Raw genomic sequence first — 14,363 nt, 5'->3', positions numbered from 1 at the left:
ATTATAATCGTTCAATGATAGTGACATTGGCTAAACCGCCGCCTTCGCACATTGTTTGTAGGCCATAACGCCCGCCTGTACGCTCTAATTCATGTAATAATCCGGTCATTAAGCGCACGCCGGTAGCGCCAAGGGGGTGGCCCAGTGCAATGGCACCACCATTAACATTAGTTTTTTCATGGCTGTAACCGGTTTCTTTTAGCCATGCCATTACTACAGAGGCAAACGCTTCATTAATTTCTACTAAATCAATATCATCAAGCGTAAGATTCGCTTTTTTTAATGCCGCGATAGTAGCTGGAATAGGTGCTCTAAGGTGCCAAATAGGATCATCTCCCAGCACACTAACATGATGAATACGCGCTCTTGGGGTCAGGTTATATTTTTTTAATGCGCGCTCAGACACAATAAGCATTGCTGCTGATGCATCGCACACTGAGCTCGAAACCGCTGCGGTAATACTTGGGTAAGTAGGGTCAACCGGCTCAAGTTCTGCCATTTTAGCCAAACTACTTTCTCTAGGTGTTTCATCAAATGTTAATCCTTCAATCGCCACTATTTCGCGATCAAAGCGTCCCTCTGCTGCGGCTGCTAATGCACGGCGATGACTTTCTAGCGCAAACACTTCCATATCGGCGCGGCTTATACCCCAATGATCAGCAATGCGCTGAGCGGCATAAAACTGATTTACCGGCGCATCGCCAAAGCGGGCATGCCACAATTTACTCTCTGCAAATGGCGTACTAAAGCCAAGTGGTTGCCCGGCAAGCATTGCTGACGAAATAGGAATTTGCGTCATTGTTTGCACGCCCCCTACCGCTATCACATCTTGCGTGCCGCTCATAATCGCTTGCGCAGCAAAATGCACGGCTTGTTGCGATGAGCCACATTGTCTATCAACCGTTGTACCCGGTACATTCATTGCTAGTCCCGCCGCTAACCAACTGGTGCGGGCAATGTTTCCTGCTTGCGAGCCTATCGTGTCTACACAGCCAAAAATCACATCATCGTAATCTTCTGCTGGTATGTTATTGCGCTCAACCAAAGGTTTTAATACTGCTGCACCTAAGTCTATGGCATGCACATGGGCAAGGCCCCCTTTGCGTCTGCCTGTAGGTGTACGCAGTGCGTCTACAATATATGCATGGGTCATAGTATCGCCTCAAAAGTTTTAGAAGGAGCCAAATCGACATCAGAGTTAAGTACATAATCTTGCACTCGTGCACGATGAAAAACACTGTCACCCCAGGTGTTGTTTAATGCCCAACTGCGTTTCATAAACATTTGCAGGTCTACTTCCCAGGTATAACCCATAGCACCGTGGATTTGAATCCCGTGGCGCGCTGCAAGTGCGGCTGCTTCGCTGCAAAAATTACGCGCTTGTGAAACATGCACGTCAGTTAAAGGGTGGTTATTTTCTAGTGAACACGCCGCGCGATACAGTACTGGTTTTGCAATTTCAATTTTTCCTGCTACATCGGCCAAATGGTGCTTAACAGCCTGAAAGCTACCAATTGCTTTGCCAAACTGTTTACGCTGTACACTATAATCAACGGTTAAATCGAGCATGCGCTGCGCTAAGCCGAGTAATTGCCCTGCAACCGAGAGCGCCCCGCGATTAAGCGTGTCATTCCATATTTTTTTGCCCGCCTCGCCCTGTGCAATACAGGTTTCGGCTGTTGGCTGCCAAGTTACTTGCGATAAGCGGCGCGACGAATCAATACTTAAATTAACGACGTTATCCACTTGCTCACACGGTACTAAATGCACTTCATCAGCGTGTTGCATAAGTAGTACTTGCGCTAAATGTGCATCCGATACCAGCTCACTGCATTGATGGCCAATAGCTAAGCGCAGCTCGCCATCACAAATTTTAGCTAAGTAATCAGCTTTACAAACCACGCTATCATCAAGGGCTGAAAATACGCCACTGCCTACATAAGCCGTATCGGCAAGCGAATCAGGAATAGCGTAATAACCTAGCTCTTGGGTCATTAATGACCACGCTATATCGCCCATTCCCAAACCACCAAACTGCTCTGGCACCGATAGCGCAGTAAACCCTTGCTCTGCCATTTTATTTCTTAATTCGGGAGAGCGACCCGCGTCGGTTTCCCATATTTCGCGTAGTGTTTCTGGTGCTGCTTCAGTCATTAAAAAGCGGCTGATAGCTTCACGAAACATTAATTGGTCTTCAGTAAAGGTAAAATCCATAGTTTCACTCGCTATCTAGGTAGGCCAAGCATACGCTCAGCAACAATATTTCGTTGAATTTCATTGGCACCCGCATAAATTGGCCCAGCTTGAGAGAATAAAAAGCCGTTTAACCAATAACCATGCTCCTCGGCAAGTGCTGCCGATGAGAGTAACTCACCACAAGTACCCAAAATATCCATCGCCGTTTGATGAATGAGCAAATCTAGCTCTGACCAAAACACTTTATTTAGGCTCGATTCAGCGCCAATTTTATCGCCATGACTAATACGTCCTACAGTGTTGTAAGCAGACAACGCATAGGCTTCTGCATCAGCCCAACATTTAGCCACCGCAGCACCAATGGCTGGGTCGCGATCGGCAGCCGCTTTGTTATCCCGGTACAGTTGTACTAGTTTGCGCACAGGTTGCTGAAAACGCGCCGGTGAGCGCAGCAACAAACCCCGCTCAAAACCTGCCGTTGCCATTGCCACATGCCAGCCTTTGCCTTCTTCGCCTATGCGGTGTTCAACCGGTACTTTGACGTTATCAAAGAATATTTCTGCAAAGGCATCTTCGCCATCCAGCGCTTTAATTGGGCGAATAGTTACGCCCTGTGCATCCAGCGGTACCATTAAAAAAGACAAACCATGGTGGCGCTGCGAACCCGCTTCTGAGCGAAACAAGCCAAATGCCCAATCGGCATAAGTAGCACGGGTAGACCAGGTTTTTTGGCCATTCACAATGTAATGGTCGCCATTGCGAATTGCTTTACTACTAATGTTGGCCATATCTGAGCCGGCATTAGGTTCAGACCAGGCTTGCGCCCACATGTCTTCACTTGATGCCATACGCGGTAAAAAATGCGATTTTTGCTGCTCCGTACCAAATTCAAGTAAAGTAGAGCCAAGTAATAGCTGGCCATTTTGATTTACTCGCCCTGGTGCACCTGCGCCGTAGTATTCTTCTTCAAAAATAAGCCAGTCAATTAAGTTACACCCGCGGCCGCCATATTCTTTAGGCCACATAACCATTGAAAAACCCGCTTTATGTAGCTTGCGCTCCCATTGGCGGTGCAGCTCAAAGCCTGCTTTGGTGTCGTAAGTGGGCAGCTTTTCTGCAGGTACATTTTCTGCAAGCCACTGACGCACTTCCATACGGAAATTTTGTTGCTCTGTTGTATAAGTTAGTTTCATAGTCGGCCTCAAAAATTCGCTTCGCGTTTGTCTACAAACGCGCGGCGGGTTTCAGCAGAATCTGGGCTGGTATAAGCTTGCAGCGTAAACCCTTGCTCCCAACGGTATTTAGCTTCTAGGTCACCGTCTTCAATACCATTTAGGCTTTCTTTAGCAATGCGGATCATATCGGAGCTTTTTGCGGCAATTTTGCTGGCAATTTCCAGCGCGGTATCGCGTAATTGCTCTTTAGGTACAATGCGTTCAATAAAGCCGTATCTATCGGCATCTTGTACCGAAATAGTTTCGCCAGTAAAAAACAAGTAACGTACTTTTTGCACCGGAAATAAGCGCTGTAAATGCGCGCCGCCGCCCATAGCGCCACGATCTACTTCTGGTAGCGCAAAAGTGGTACATTCTGACGCCACCACAATATCGGCCGCACCAGTAATACCAATACCGCCACCCAGCACATAACCATGCAGCGCAACTATTACTGGTATTGGACACAAATGTACCGCTTTAAACGTTTCGTAATTACCGGCGTTAACGCTAACAATACGCTCTGGGTATTTATCTAACTCTTTAATATCAACACCGGCACAAAAACCACGCCCTTCTGAGCGAATAATTAATACCCGAGCAGCCAAATTTTGGCCAATACTGTTGATCAGATCGGCGAGCGCTTGCCATTCAGCACTGTCGAGTGCATTTACCGGTGCTTTATTTATAATTATTTCGGCGATACCGTTTTCGATATGGCTTTTAAATGCTGGGTTCATAGCTTAGGCCTCTTCTTCGACTGACCGGTTAGTCCGGCGGATTAACAATTGCTCAAGACAGGTGTCTGCCTCGGCGATAATTTCGTTTATTAGTGTCTCAACGCTAGGTAAGTTATTTATTACCGCCGCCACTTGGCCGCTGGGTAAAATACCTTCGTCGGGTTTACCTTCAACCATAGATTTTTGAATTAACACCGGTTGATTAGCCGACATTACCAATGTTGCTGCAGCTTTGGGATCTTCACGCAGGCCATTAAAAAACACTTTGAGCATATGCAGCGATGTCATGCCGGTTTCTTTTTGCCAATGACGGGCACTTTTTAGTGCCAACCATAAGCGCTTAACACCACCCGAGCGCTCTAAATCATCAATAAATGGCGTGTTGATCATCCGGTGACGCAGGCCATCTACCGCGGTAGAAATGCGAATGTCAGCACTGTCTTGGGTATCAAGATAACGCTGCTGGGTGACTTTTGGCGTGGGTGCATCGCAGGTCAGCAAAAAGCGCGTGCCCATTGCCATACCTGCAGCGCCTGCGCCTAATACTGAGGCCAAACCACGCCCGCACGAAAAGCCCCCTGCGGCAATTACTGGTACCGACACCGCATTTAACACTTGCGGTAACAAAATAGTGCTCGGTACGCTGCCAGTATGACCACCCCCTTCACTGCCTTGAATGGTGATCATATCGGCGCCCATGGCAACCGCTTTTACTGCATGCTTTACTGCGCCTACGGTGGGAATGCACAGCACACCTGCCGCTTTGAGTCGCTCAATAGTGGCTTTATCGGGGCCGCGTCCGTAGCTCACCGCACGCAATTTGTAACTAATAGCTAAATCAAGACATTGCTGCGCGTTTTCTTGAAACATATGAAAATTAAGACCAAAATTACTGGTCCCTGTGGCAGCAATTACTTTTTTTATGGCACTTTCCACTTCTTCAGTGTTCATCGTCGCGCCAGCTAAAAAACCAAAACCGCCCGCACGCGTTGTTGCTATTACTAAGTTTGCATCAGAGACCCAGCCCATCGCCGTTTGAATAATCGGATAACGACAGCCCAGTGCCTCTGTTAACGGCGTATTCCAGCGGCCATCGGCATTATTGTGCTCTGTGCTCATATTTATTTTTCCTTGGCTGCTGATTTATTGGCTTGAGCCATCGCTTTCGCGTCAAAGCCACCTAAGCGGTCACCCGATATTGTTTCGTTATGCGCATGCGCAAAATGATGCAAACCAAACGCCATATCCATGGTTGAACGTTTACCCATTAAATCTTCGGCGTTATTAATTACTTGCTTAGTTAATTGCAAACCCAGTCGTGGCATTTGTGCAATCTGATTAGCTAAAGTAAAGGTCGTCTCTTCTAAATTATCCCTTGGCACTACGCGATTCACCATGCCCATTTGATAAGCACGGTCTGCCGACATACGATCGCCGGTAAATAAAAACTCTTTGGCAATACGTGGATTAAGCTCGTGCACATGCGCAAAATACTCAACCCCAGGAATACCCATGCGCACGACCGGATCAGAGAAAAATGCTTTGTCATCGGCAATAATTAAATCACATACCCACGCCAGCATTAAGCCACCAGCCACACAGGCACCTTGTACCATAGCAATCGTTGGCTTAGGCAAATCGCGCCAGCGACGGCACATTCCTAAATACACTTCGTGCTCGCGAGCATATAAAAACTCACCGCCGGGCTTATTAGCGTGATCGTAAAAAAGGTTAGTACGATCAAAGCTTTTATCAACATCGCGCCCAGGGGTTCCAATGTCATGACCAGCAGAAAAGTGCTTGCCGTTACCGGCAAGTACAATTACTTTTACTTCGTCGTCGTTACACGCAAGCTGAAAAGCCTTATCTAGCGCGTAGGTCATTTGCGAGTTTTGCGCGTTGTTATATTCAGGACGATCCATGGTAATAACCGCCACTTGAGCGCGCACTTCGTATAACACTACGTCATCTATTGTTTGAACTTCACTCATTACGACTCCTCTGGGCGTACACCCGGTGGGTTGTCTTTTAGCTGTTTAGCTCTAATATTGTGAGGATCCAATTTAGCAATTAATGCTAACTGCTCAGCTGTAGGCGCTGGTGTGGTTGGAGTGTTTGCCTCAACGTGAATTTCAAAGCCTGTTTTTTCAATTACTTCTTGTACACTCACACCAGGGTGAACGCTCACTAAGCGCAATTGATGCTCTGGACCTTGCCAATCCATCACACAAATATCGGTGATCACTAAACGAATATCGACATCCGATAGCTGATAACCTTTTGGCAAACGTGCTGGGTTGTAACCAATTGAGCACACCACATCACATTCTTGCTCTACAAATACGCGTTTACTGTGGCTTGGCACAAAAAACGAGTTAGCATGGCTAATTGAGTTACCCGGTAAACCACGTACGCCTAACATTTGTATTTTAGGTTTATCGTAGTCGCCCCCTAGGGCTGAAATATTACTTTGCCCGTACTTATCAATTTGCGTTGGCCCTATCATGGCGTGGCGTTTACGGCTCCACACATTGTCAAAAATGCGTGAAAAACCCATCCATGTTTCGTTACGCTGTACAAAATCATCGCCACGTGCGCCAATCGGATTTGGCTCACTCAGTAAGTAGGCTTCTGAGTCTGTCATCATTAAATCTGGGTTGTTAGTACTCATAGAAATACTCGCCGCTAAACGCGGAATAACCCCAATGCCGGTGGCAAGCACTTCACCATCGTTATCAAATGCGGTTGCTGCGGCACAAATCATTAATTCTGCCAAGCTGTATTGAGTTGCTGTCATTTTAATGTCCTGCCTTAGTAACTTGTGTTAGGGATTTGACGGATCGCATCGATGCCGCCTAATTTAGCTTGGTACTCTTGCTCTGATTTATTATTAATAAACTCATCAAAGTAAGCACTAAAGCCGCCTTCTTTTGCGTATTTGTTATATTGCAGCAAATGTTTATTATCAATGCCGTAAAATGGCGGACAACTGCTTGGATGCGCGCCCCCAGGTACTTCACTTACGGCCGTTGTTAAGCTGCGTTCCCAAAATACTTTATCTGCCGCTGTGCGATCATAAAAATGATCGCTGCTAACCAGCTTGTCGCAGGTGACATAGCTTTTATTTGCTGCGCGTACAAACCAATCGTCTAGGTAATGATCTGGACCTGAAATCTGGCACACACCACGCTCATCAGCATGATCAACATGTACCAGTGCAGCGTCGAGTTTAAGCGCTGGCATTGCCACCCATTCTTTATCGTCATAGGGGCTATCAATCACTTGAATATCTGGGTTGTGGGTAAGTACATCTGTGCCTAAACCAACTTGAGTTGGAATATAAGGACAGCCCCACGCCGCAGCACGAAGGCCAAGTAACAACATACCTTCGTCAATTTCCATTAGCTCAAGCTCGCCATGTTCACGGGCTTTACGAAAAAAAGGTTCTAGTGGAATAAAGTCTAGCGATACAAACGCAAAGATTAATTTTTTTACTTTGCCGGCTGCGCATAACATACCCACATCGGCGCCGCCATACGCCACAATAGTAAGATCTTTAAGATCCGATTTTATAATTTCGCGAATAAGCGCCATAGGTTTACGGCGCGGGCCCCAACCACCTATGCCAATTGTCATGCCATCACTTAGCTCAGCCACCATTTGCGCTGTTGTTTTTACTTTATTCATTATTTTTCTCCTACTGAGAAATCGTGGCCCCACAGGCTCACTCGGCTAAATTCAAAAGCGCAATGCTCTTCCCAGTTTTCAACTTGTAAACCACCAAAGCCATACTCTAAATCGAAGCCTGATGGTGTTTTCATATAGAATGAGGTCATTTTGTCGTTAAGGTGCTGACCTAAAGTGGCCGACAGTTGTACTTGATGTTGTTGTTGTCTGTCGTGAGCGCGGCCTACTTCTGTCATGTTTTCAACTTCGACCATGGCATGCACGCAACCGCTTGGTACCGGAAATTCACAAATAGCTAAACTGTGGTGACGTGCGTTGCCACAATGCATAAAGTAAATGCGAATTGGATCGGCCTCTGGTGCAGGTTTAAAATTAAATAAATCTGATAATTCAAACCCTAATACGTCGGTTAAAAACGCAAAGGTTTCATCAAAATTTGGCGCAGGTAGTACGGTGTGGCCAAGGCCCATATCGCCGGTAATAAAAGCGGGTACACCTTGAGGAGAAGTAAACGGTTGGCAGTCTGAAACATGACCCCAATACAGTTCGTGACGATTACCAGCTGGGTCATTAACTATGAGTATATTTTGTACGCGGCGCTGCTCACATAAGGCTTTATTAGCCTCTTCAAAGGCAATGCCTTTATCAAGTAATGTTTGTTTAGCGTTGTTGTAAGCTTTTGCACCTGTTAGTTCCCAACCAGAAGCAAAATAGCGCTTGTCTGCGCCGGGTATAACCAACATGCGGTATGGGCGCTCATCCATTTTGATGTAGAATCCACCGTCGTCAGTTGGCGCCGTCATCATCCCTAATACTTGCTCTGCGTAGTGTTGCCACTCTTGTGGAGCGTCAGTCTGTGCTACGAAATAACCTAATGCGCGAATATCCATGAACCCTCTCTTACAAAATTGTGATTAGGTTCATTATTAGGGCAAATTACTAATGCTTCATCGTCCATTGAGACTAACCAAAAAAACGAAAAAAAAGCATTAAGAGTCATAAGCTTAAAACTAAAAAAACAAAAAGCCGCTGAGCAATAAAGTTGCTCAGCGGCTTTATATTTACCAAATTATTTACTGTGTTTAACGGTAAAGGATCACCAAATCGTTGATCACACTTGGTTTATCATTGCCAACCACATGAATGTTCATTTCTAGGGTTAACTGCACCCCTTTGTGCGACACGCTAATGTCTTTTACCTTACTACGGCCATAAATAGTTGCGCCCGCAGGCACTGGCGCAGGAAAACGTAAACGGTTTGAGCCATAGTTAACCATGTTGTTAAAGCCGATAATTTCAAATGGTAGTGCAATCGTTAAACGCGACTGCAGCACTTGTACTAACGAGCCATGGGCAATGGTGGTTTTAAACGGGCTATCTGTTTTTGCGCGCTCAGGATCGGTATGCAACCAGTAATCATCCCCCGATAAATCGGCAAAAGCGTTAATCAGGTCTTGATCAACAACAACCACATTACTCCAGTCAGTATATTTATTATCGGCCAGTGCATAAAGCGCAGCAAGGTTACTTAGCGGTACTTGTACTTGCCCTTTGTCGTTGCGCTCAAGCCCATTGAGCGGATTAATATATTCACGCACACCACCGGCATTATTAATAGAGGTAAAACGTAGCAAGGTATCGCCATCGCTACTCACTTTATCAAACACCGCTTTAACAGGCATGCCTATTTTAATGTCTTGCTCTGCCACATCTATTAACGTGGTATTGATACGAACGCCTTGAGCTAGTTCGACCACGGCTAATGCTTGCGGCATTTCGTCACTAAATTCTGGCATAGTTGGAATACGTGTAAGGGTGTATGAATATAAGGTGCCCTCACCGCTCACTTGTTGCCACTGCAGCTCGTGCGCTAAACAATGACTACAATGATTACGTGGAAAAAACACCCACCCTTCGCACTGCTTACATTGCTGAATTTTTAACTGATTTTCTTTTAGCGCCTGCCAAAATGGTGCAGAAATTTTTGTTGCGACTGGCATAGGTTTTAACGTTGCCATACTAGCCTCCTTGTAATATCAATGCGCCCTGCTCACTCATCACGCCACCGGTGCCACTAACAAATACATTGTCACACCTTTTTAGCTGTCGTTGATCGGCAGAGTTTGAAATTTGATGGAAAGCCTCAATAACTTGAGAATAACCGCCCGCTGCTGCAGCTTGACCAAAACTAAGTTGCCCGCCGTGGGTGTTCATCGGAAAGTCGCCTTTAAAGGTGAGGTTATGCTCTTTAATAAAGCGCATGCCTTCCCCTTTAGGACAAAAGCCTGCATCTTCAAGTGATAACAACACAGTAATGGTGTAACAATCATAAATTTGCGCTGCATGTATATCTTTAGGCGACAGCCCGGCCATAGTAAACGCACGCTTTGCGGCTTCGGCAACTGGCGTCACTGTCATATCTTGCGCATACGATGGCGATTTAAATGATAAACGCTCACCAAAACCGGTAATAAATGCAGGGCGTTTTTTCGCTCTTGCAGCCACTTCTTTAGAGGCCACAATAACCGCCGCGCCACCCGATACCGGCATGACTATTTCTAGTACATGCAGTGGGTCGGCTACCATTTTAGAAGCTAATACTTGTGCAATAGTTAGCTCTTTGCCTTTAAAAATAGCGTCTTTGTGGTATTGCGCATTAAAGCGCTGATCGACTGCTATTTTAGCCATAGCCGCTTGATCGTAGCCATATTGCGCTGCGTAACGCTGTGCAATCATTGCATAACCGGTGTTTTGCCCCATGTGACCATAGGGCAAATCAAACTCTGCTTCTGGTGCGCCAAATGCCGTACTGTGGCCGCCATAACGCATAGCTTGCGCCATCCAAGCTGGGTCTTCATTTGGTGCCATTGGTGCCATGCGAGCGGGAATAACACACAGTACCGCTTGGCATAACCCCAGCTCAATCGCTGCCGCTGCACGCCAAATTTGTGCAACTGCGGTACAGCCGCCTAAATCAACTACTTCGGCAAAGTTTACTTCTATTCCTAAATATTCTGCGGCCATTGCCGGCACAAATACTGAGGCCTCGTGAAAATGTGGGCCATTAATAACCAAACCATCTAAATCACTTTTTTGTAGCCCAGCATCTAATAATGCTTGATTGGCTAAGTCGGCCACTTGTTCTAAATGAAACATTTGCGGCGCGGTTTGGTATTTCTCTGGTTTATATTGCGCCGCACCAACAATCGCGGCGTTTCCTGCTAAGCCCATTATTTTTCCTCCTGATTGCTACAGAACGGTAAAAATCCTGCCGCTTGCAACGCACTTTCACAGTATGGCTGGTAGCAGCCTAACTTATCGTTACGTATGTAAATTGGCTCATTACACGCTACTGGGTCATAACCTTGTTTTTGTAAGTCGACTTTACGCAGTTTATAGGTTGATGTCATGTCGGCGGCTTTGCTTACCCTAATAAACTGAGGGGCGGCGTAATTAGGCACTTTTTCTATGGTTAAAGCATAAAACACTTGTGGATCAAACTGCCGCCCTGGTTGCATAACAATGGCCGCCATACCTGCTCGTCCCTCATTTTCAGGAACCTGTACGCCATAAATATTAACCAGCTCGGCGCCATCGTATTCAGCCAAAGCGGTAGCCACTTCTTGCGATGATACATTTTCACTTTTCCAGCGATAGGTATCACCAATGCGATCTACAAAATAAAAATAACCGTTGTCATCGTAGCGCAGTAAATCGCCCGAGCGCCAATAGGCGTCACCTTGCTGAAACACATTGCGTAAAATTTTCTGCTCAGTGCCTTGTTTTGAGGTATAGCCCTCAAAGCGCCCGCCACCAAAATCAGGCATGTTAATTATCATTCCCAGCCCTTCCCCTACTTCGCCAGGTTGGCATAAAACATAATGCCCGTTAGCATCTTTAACATGAGTTTCGGTTTCGGTATCAAATTTAACTAACCTAAAATTGGTGCGATCCCAGCGCGGCACGCGACCACACGAACCAATATAGTTATCTAAATTAAGTAAGTTAGTATTCGCTTCGGTAGATCCCCACCCTTCTAGCACGTCCATTTCGCCAAAGTACTCAAGCCAACGATGCCAACTAGTTTCGGTTAAACCGGCGCCTAACATGCAGCGCAGTTGATGATCTTTTGGCTTAATTCCCGTGGCCTCGGCGTAGTTAAGCAGGTAGCGGCAAATCTCACCTATGTATTGGCAAACGGTAATGTTATGCGTTTGAATATCATCCCAAAATTGCCTAACACTAAATTTACGCCTAACCACTATGCTTGACCCCGCCGCTAGCGCAGTTGAAGTCACTGAAGTGGCTGCAGCGCCGTGGTATAAAGGTAAACAACAATAAAATACGTCATTTGGTGTGGCATCAATGGTTTCAACCATCACATCACCCGAGGTTAACCAACGCATATGGCTGTAAATCGCCGCTTTAGGTAACCCGGTAGTGCCTGAGGTAAAAATAAGTAAAGTTGGGGTTTCGCCCACCGTTGAGCCACGTGCCTGCTTACAACTTGTGCCACTGCGCGCAGCCACATCGCTATCAAAGCTGCTATCAATCCACTGAGGAAGTACCGGTTTATCAACTACCTCATCATCGCCTACCAGCCAAATTGACTTATTTGCCAGCTCTGGTGTGTCAATAAAACGCTGTACACATTCTTCACCAACAATAACTACATTGGCATCTGTGGTGTTAATTGCATGTTCAAGCACGCTGCCTTGTACTTGAGTGTTAATAAAAGCGACCACTACGCCCAGCTTGGTTAAGCCAAACCACGCAAAGAAAAACTCAGGGCGATTTTCAATCGCAATAGCACACACATCACCTTCCATTAAACCACGGGCCTGTATCGCTTTAGCAAATTTACTTGCTTGGGCATCTACTTCGCTGTAGCTGTAGCTTTTACCTTGATAAATCAAAAATGGCGCATCGCCATGTGCTACTGCTTGCGCTTCTAGGCGGTCGGCAATGCTGTACTTTTGCGACGGACTAACCGAGCGTACTGCTAGTGCGCGCTTATCCATTTTTTGTTGTGTGGCGGCTCTAGATACTGGCGCGTTGTCGAGACTTCCAGCATAAGGAATTTTATTATTGTCCAACATATTATCTCCTTTGGTGTTAATCAACGAACGCGGATTTTAGGTGCTGGGGTATCACCCCGCATGGTGCGTAAAAACTGTTCAAGTGGCGCAGGAGTTGCCACTTCGGGTAACTCATCTGAATTAGGTCGATGCTGCCAAAACGACTGCCATGATGGGAATAAATCATGAAAGGTGCCGGTGTAAGGTTCGCGACCCGGCCAGCGCATTTTCATATCGCCAATTGGCGCTGAATTTATATCGCTGGCGTACCAATAACATGGCAAACGACGGCGGAAGTACCACACCCCATCAATGCGTTGGTAGTCATCCCAATACAGCATTTGCATCAGTACCCATTCACGCCCGGTTTCATGCTCATTTTTAGAGTACACAACACCAATGGCATTGTTCTCATCAACAAACTCAATAATGTGCTGCCCTAAATGATGCGACGTGCCGGTGAATTGATCGCGCAAGGTTGAGTCAACCCAGGCTTTTAAATGAGCTCGGCCGCTTTTCCCACCCCCGACACGTACATCGGGAGCAAATAAGCCTACATGTGCGTCAATGTCACGCATATCTAATGACAACGAGTATTTACCCGCGAGCTGACGAATTGACTCAATAGACTCTAAGCGGTCAATTCGTTGTTCAAGGCTTGAACTTAAGTCACTCATATTCACTCCTAAATAAAGGCCATGCCGCCATTTACTGCGATATTTTGGCCGGTAATAAAGCCAGAATCATCACACGCTAAAAAGCTCGCTACTTTGGCAATGTCTTCACCTTCGCCCATGCGCGCTAATGGAATAGCCGCGATCATTTGCTGCGTCCACTCCTCTGGAATATCAGCCATCATGGGTGTATTGGTTGGCCCTGGTACTATGGTATTTACCCGAATACCCACTGGCGCTAGTTCGCGTGCCATACTACGCGTAAGCCCCATAACACCCGCTTTTGATGCGCAATAATGACTTGGGCCTTCGCCGGTTAATGCCGCCGTGCTGGAAACATTAATAATGCAACCCGATCCTTGGGCTTGCATAACTTTCGCCGCCTCACGACAACATAAAAAAGTACCGGTTAAGTTAACTGCAATCACTTTGTCCCAATGCTCATCTGGGGTATCAACAAATGCATCAATAGAGCCCACACCAGCCACATTAATAATGGCATCGAGTCGGCCAAATTTTTCCACTACAGCGGCAATGGCATCACGTACTGAGTCGCTTTTTGCTATGTTGGCAGTAATAGCCACAATATTGCCGGCAACGTTTGCATTTAATTCATTAACGCTGGCATTTAATGTGTCGGCGTTAATATCTACCGCGGCGACATTAGCGCCTGCAGTAGCAAAATAACTTACTATTGATTGGCCTATGCCTTGCCCTGCACCTGTTACTAGCACAACTTGATCCTGATGTTTCATTTTTATCCCCTTGCTTTTC

Annotated in this window: 14 protein-coding genes; all 14 read right to left on the bottom strand. The window is 46.3% G+C overall.

Annotated elements, in window-relative coordinates:
- Nucleotide 1: 1 nt before the first annotated feature.
- Complete coding sequence (locus tag AAEZ18_RS03030; protein ID WP_306287362.1) at nt 2-1,153, bottom strand: acetyl-CoA C-acetyltransferase; 1,152 nt, start codon at nt 1,151-1,153, stop codon at nt 2-4.
- The gene (locus tag AAEZ18_RS03025; RefSeq protein ID WP_350593842.1) at nt 1,150-2,214 is read right to left on the bottom strand and encodes an acyl-CoA dehydrogenase family protein; all 1,065 of its coding nucleotides are present in this window, start codon (nt 2,212-2,214) and stop codon (nt 1,150-1,152) included. The genes AAEZ18_RS03030 and AAEZ18_RS03025 overlap by 4 nt, the downstream gene beginning before the upstream one ends.
- Nucleotides 2,215-2,225: 11 nt before the next feature.
- Nucleotides 2,226-3,389 carry an acyl-CoA dehydrogenase family protein gene (locus AAEZ18_RS03020; protein ID WP_011327598.1) on the bottom strand — a complete coding sequence of 388 codons (1,164 nt, stop codon included), beginning with the start codon at nt 3,387-3,389 and terminating at the stop codon, nt 2,226-2,228.
- 8 nt (nt 3,390-3,397) lie between these two features.
- Complete coding sequence (locus AAEZ18_RS03015) at nt 3,398-4,150, bottom strand: enoyl-CoA hydratase family protein (RefSeq protein WP_089367916.1); 753 nt, start codon at nt 4,148-4,150, stop codon at nt 3,398-3,400.
- Between the two features lie 3 nt (nt 4,151-4,153).
- Nucleotides 4,154-5,269 (bottom strand): NAD(P)H-dependent flavin oxidoreductase, encoded by a 1,116-nt coding sequence (locus tag AAEZ18_RS03010; RefSeq protein ID WP_350593845.1) that lies wholly within the window; start codon nt 5,267-5,269, stop codon nt 4,154-4,156.
- A gap of 2 nt (nt 5,270-5,271) precedes the next feature.
- On the bottom strand, nt 5,272-6,141 hold the full coding sequence (locus AAEZ18_RS03005) for an enoyl-CoA hydratase (protein WP_011327595.1): 870 nt from the start codon (nt 6,139-6,141) through the stop codon (nt 5,272-5,274).
- A complete protein-coding gene (locus AAEZ18_RS03000) occupies nt 6,141-6,947 on the bottom strand; it encodes a CoA-transferase subunit beta (RefSeq protein WP_011327594.1) in 807 nt (268 codons plus the stop codon). The genes AAEZ18_RS03005 and AAEZ18_RS03000 overlap by 1 nt, the downstream gene beginning before the upstream one ends.
- A gap of 14 nt (nt 6,948-6,961) precedes the next feature.
- Entirely contained in the window at nt 6,962-7,837 is an 876-nt protein-coding gene (locus tag AAEZ18_RS02995) for a CoA transferase subunit A (protein ID WP_011327593.1), read from the bottom strand.
- Nucleotides 7,837-8,727, bottom strand: coding sequence for a VOC family protein (locus AAEZ18_RS02990; RefSeq protein ID WP_011327592.1), 891 nt, complete (start codon nt 8,725-8,727; stop codon nt 7,837-7,839). Before AAEZ18_RS02990 ends, AAEZ18_RS02995 begins: the two co-directional genes overlap by 1 nt.
- 192 nt (nt 8,728-8,919) lie before the next feature.
- Nucleotides 8,920-9,855, bottom strand: coding sequence for a bifunctional OB-fold nucleic acid binding domain-containing protein/MaoC family dehydratase (locus tag AAEZ18_RS02985; protein WP_011327591.1), 936 nt, complete (start codon nt 9,853-9,855; stop codon nt 8,920-8,922).
- Between the two features lies 1 nt (nt 9,856).
- The gene (locus AAEZ18_RS02980; RefSeq protein WP_011327590.1) at nt 9,857-11,068 is read right to left on the bottom strand and encodes a thiolase family protein; all 1,212 of its coding nucleotides are present in this window, start codon (nt 11,066-11,068) and stop codon (nt 9,857-9,859) included.
- Complete coding sequence (locus AAEZ18_RS02975) at nt 11,068-12,936, bottom strand: long-chain-acyl-CoA synthetase (RefSeq protein ID WP_309216948.1); 1,869 nt, start codon at nt 12,934-12,936, stop codon at nt 11,068-11,070. Before AAEZ18_RS02975 ends, AAEZ18_RS02980 begins: the two co-directional genes overlap by 1 nt.
- 20 nt (nt 12,937-12,956) lie before the next feature.
- Nucleotides 12,957-13,592, bottom strand: a complete 636-nt coding sequence (locus AAEZ18_RS02970) for a nuclear transport factor 2 family protein (RefSeq protein ID WP_011327588.1) — start codon at nt 13,590-13,592, stop codon at nt 12,957-12,959.
- Nucleotides 13,593-13,600: 8 nt separating this feature from the next.
- Entirely contained in the window at nt 13,601-14,344 is a 744-nt protein-coding gene (locus AAEZ18_RS02965; RefSeq protein ID WP_011327587.1) for an SDR family NAD(P)-dependent oxidoreductase, read from the bottom strand.
- Nucleotides 14,345-14,363 lie beyond the last annotated feature (19 nt).

The organism is Pseudoalteromonas sp. 19-MNA-CIBAN-0066, assembly GCF_040308705.1.
Lineage (GTDB): Bacteria > Pseudomonadota > Gammaproteobacteria > Enterobacterales > Alteromonadaceae > Pseudoalteromonas > Pseudoalteromonas nigrifaciens.
Note: the sequence above shows the minus strand (reverse complement) of the source record. Positions and strands in the feature narration are given on the sequence as shown.

Coding starts and splice junctions, on each gene's coding strand:
- AAEZ18_RS03030 (WP_306287362.1), bottom strand. CDS start 1,153: ATGACCCATGCATATATTGTAGACGCACTGCGTACACCTACAGGCAGA.
- AAEZ18_RS02995 (WP_011327593.1), bottom strand. CDS start 7,837: ATGAATAAAGTAAAAACAACAGCGCAAATGGTGGCTGAGCTAAGTGAT.
- AAEZ18_RS03025 (WP_350593842.1), bottom strand. CDS start 2,214: ATGGATTTTACCTTTACTGAAGACCAATTAATGTTTCGTGAAGCTATC.
- AAEZ18_RS03010 (WP_350593845.1), bottom strand. CDS start 5,269: ATGAGCACAGAGCACAATAATGCCGATGGCCGCTGGAATACGCCGTTA.
- AAEZ18_RS02970 (WP_011327588.1), bottom strand. CDS start 13,592: ATGAGTGACTTAAGTTCAAGCCTTGAACAACGAATTGACCGCTTAGAG.
- AAEZ18_RS03015 (WP_089367916.1), bottom strand. CDS start 4,150: ATGAACCCAGCATTTAAAAGCCATATCGAAAACGGTATCGCCGAAATA.
- AAEZ18_RS02975 (WP_309216948.1), bottom strand. CDS start 12,936: ATGTTGGACAATAATAAAATTCCTTATGCTGGAAGTCTCGACAACGCG.
- AAEZ18_RS03005 (WP_011327595.1), bottom strand. CDS start 6,141: ATGAGTGAAGTTCAAACAATAGATGACGTAGTGTTATACGAAGTGCGC.
- AAEZ18_RS02985 (WP_011327591.1), bottom strand. CDS start 9,855: ATGGCAACGTTAAAACCTATGCCAGTCGCAACAAAAATTTCTGCACCA.
- AAEZ18_RS03000 (WP_011327594.1), bottom strand. CDS start 6,947: ATGACAGCAACTCAATACAGCTTGGCAGAATTAATGATTTGTGCCGCA.
- AAEZ18_RS03020 (WP_011327598.1), bottom strand. CDS start 3,389: ATGAAACTAACTTATACAACAGAGCAACAAAATTTCCGTATGGAAGTG.
- AAEZ18_RS02990 (WP_011327592.1), bottom strand. CDS start 8,727: ATGGATATTCGCGCATTAGGTTATTTCGTAGCACAGACTGACGCTCCA.
- AAEZ18_RS02980 (WP_011327590.1), bottom strand. CDS start 11,068: ATGGGCTTAGCAGGAAACGCCGCGATTGTTGGTGCGGCGCAATATAAA.
- AAEZ18_RS02965 (WP_011327587.1), bottom strand. CDS start 14,344: ATGAAACATCAGGATCAAGTTGTGCTAGTAACAGGTGCAGGGCAAGGC.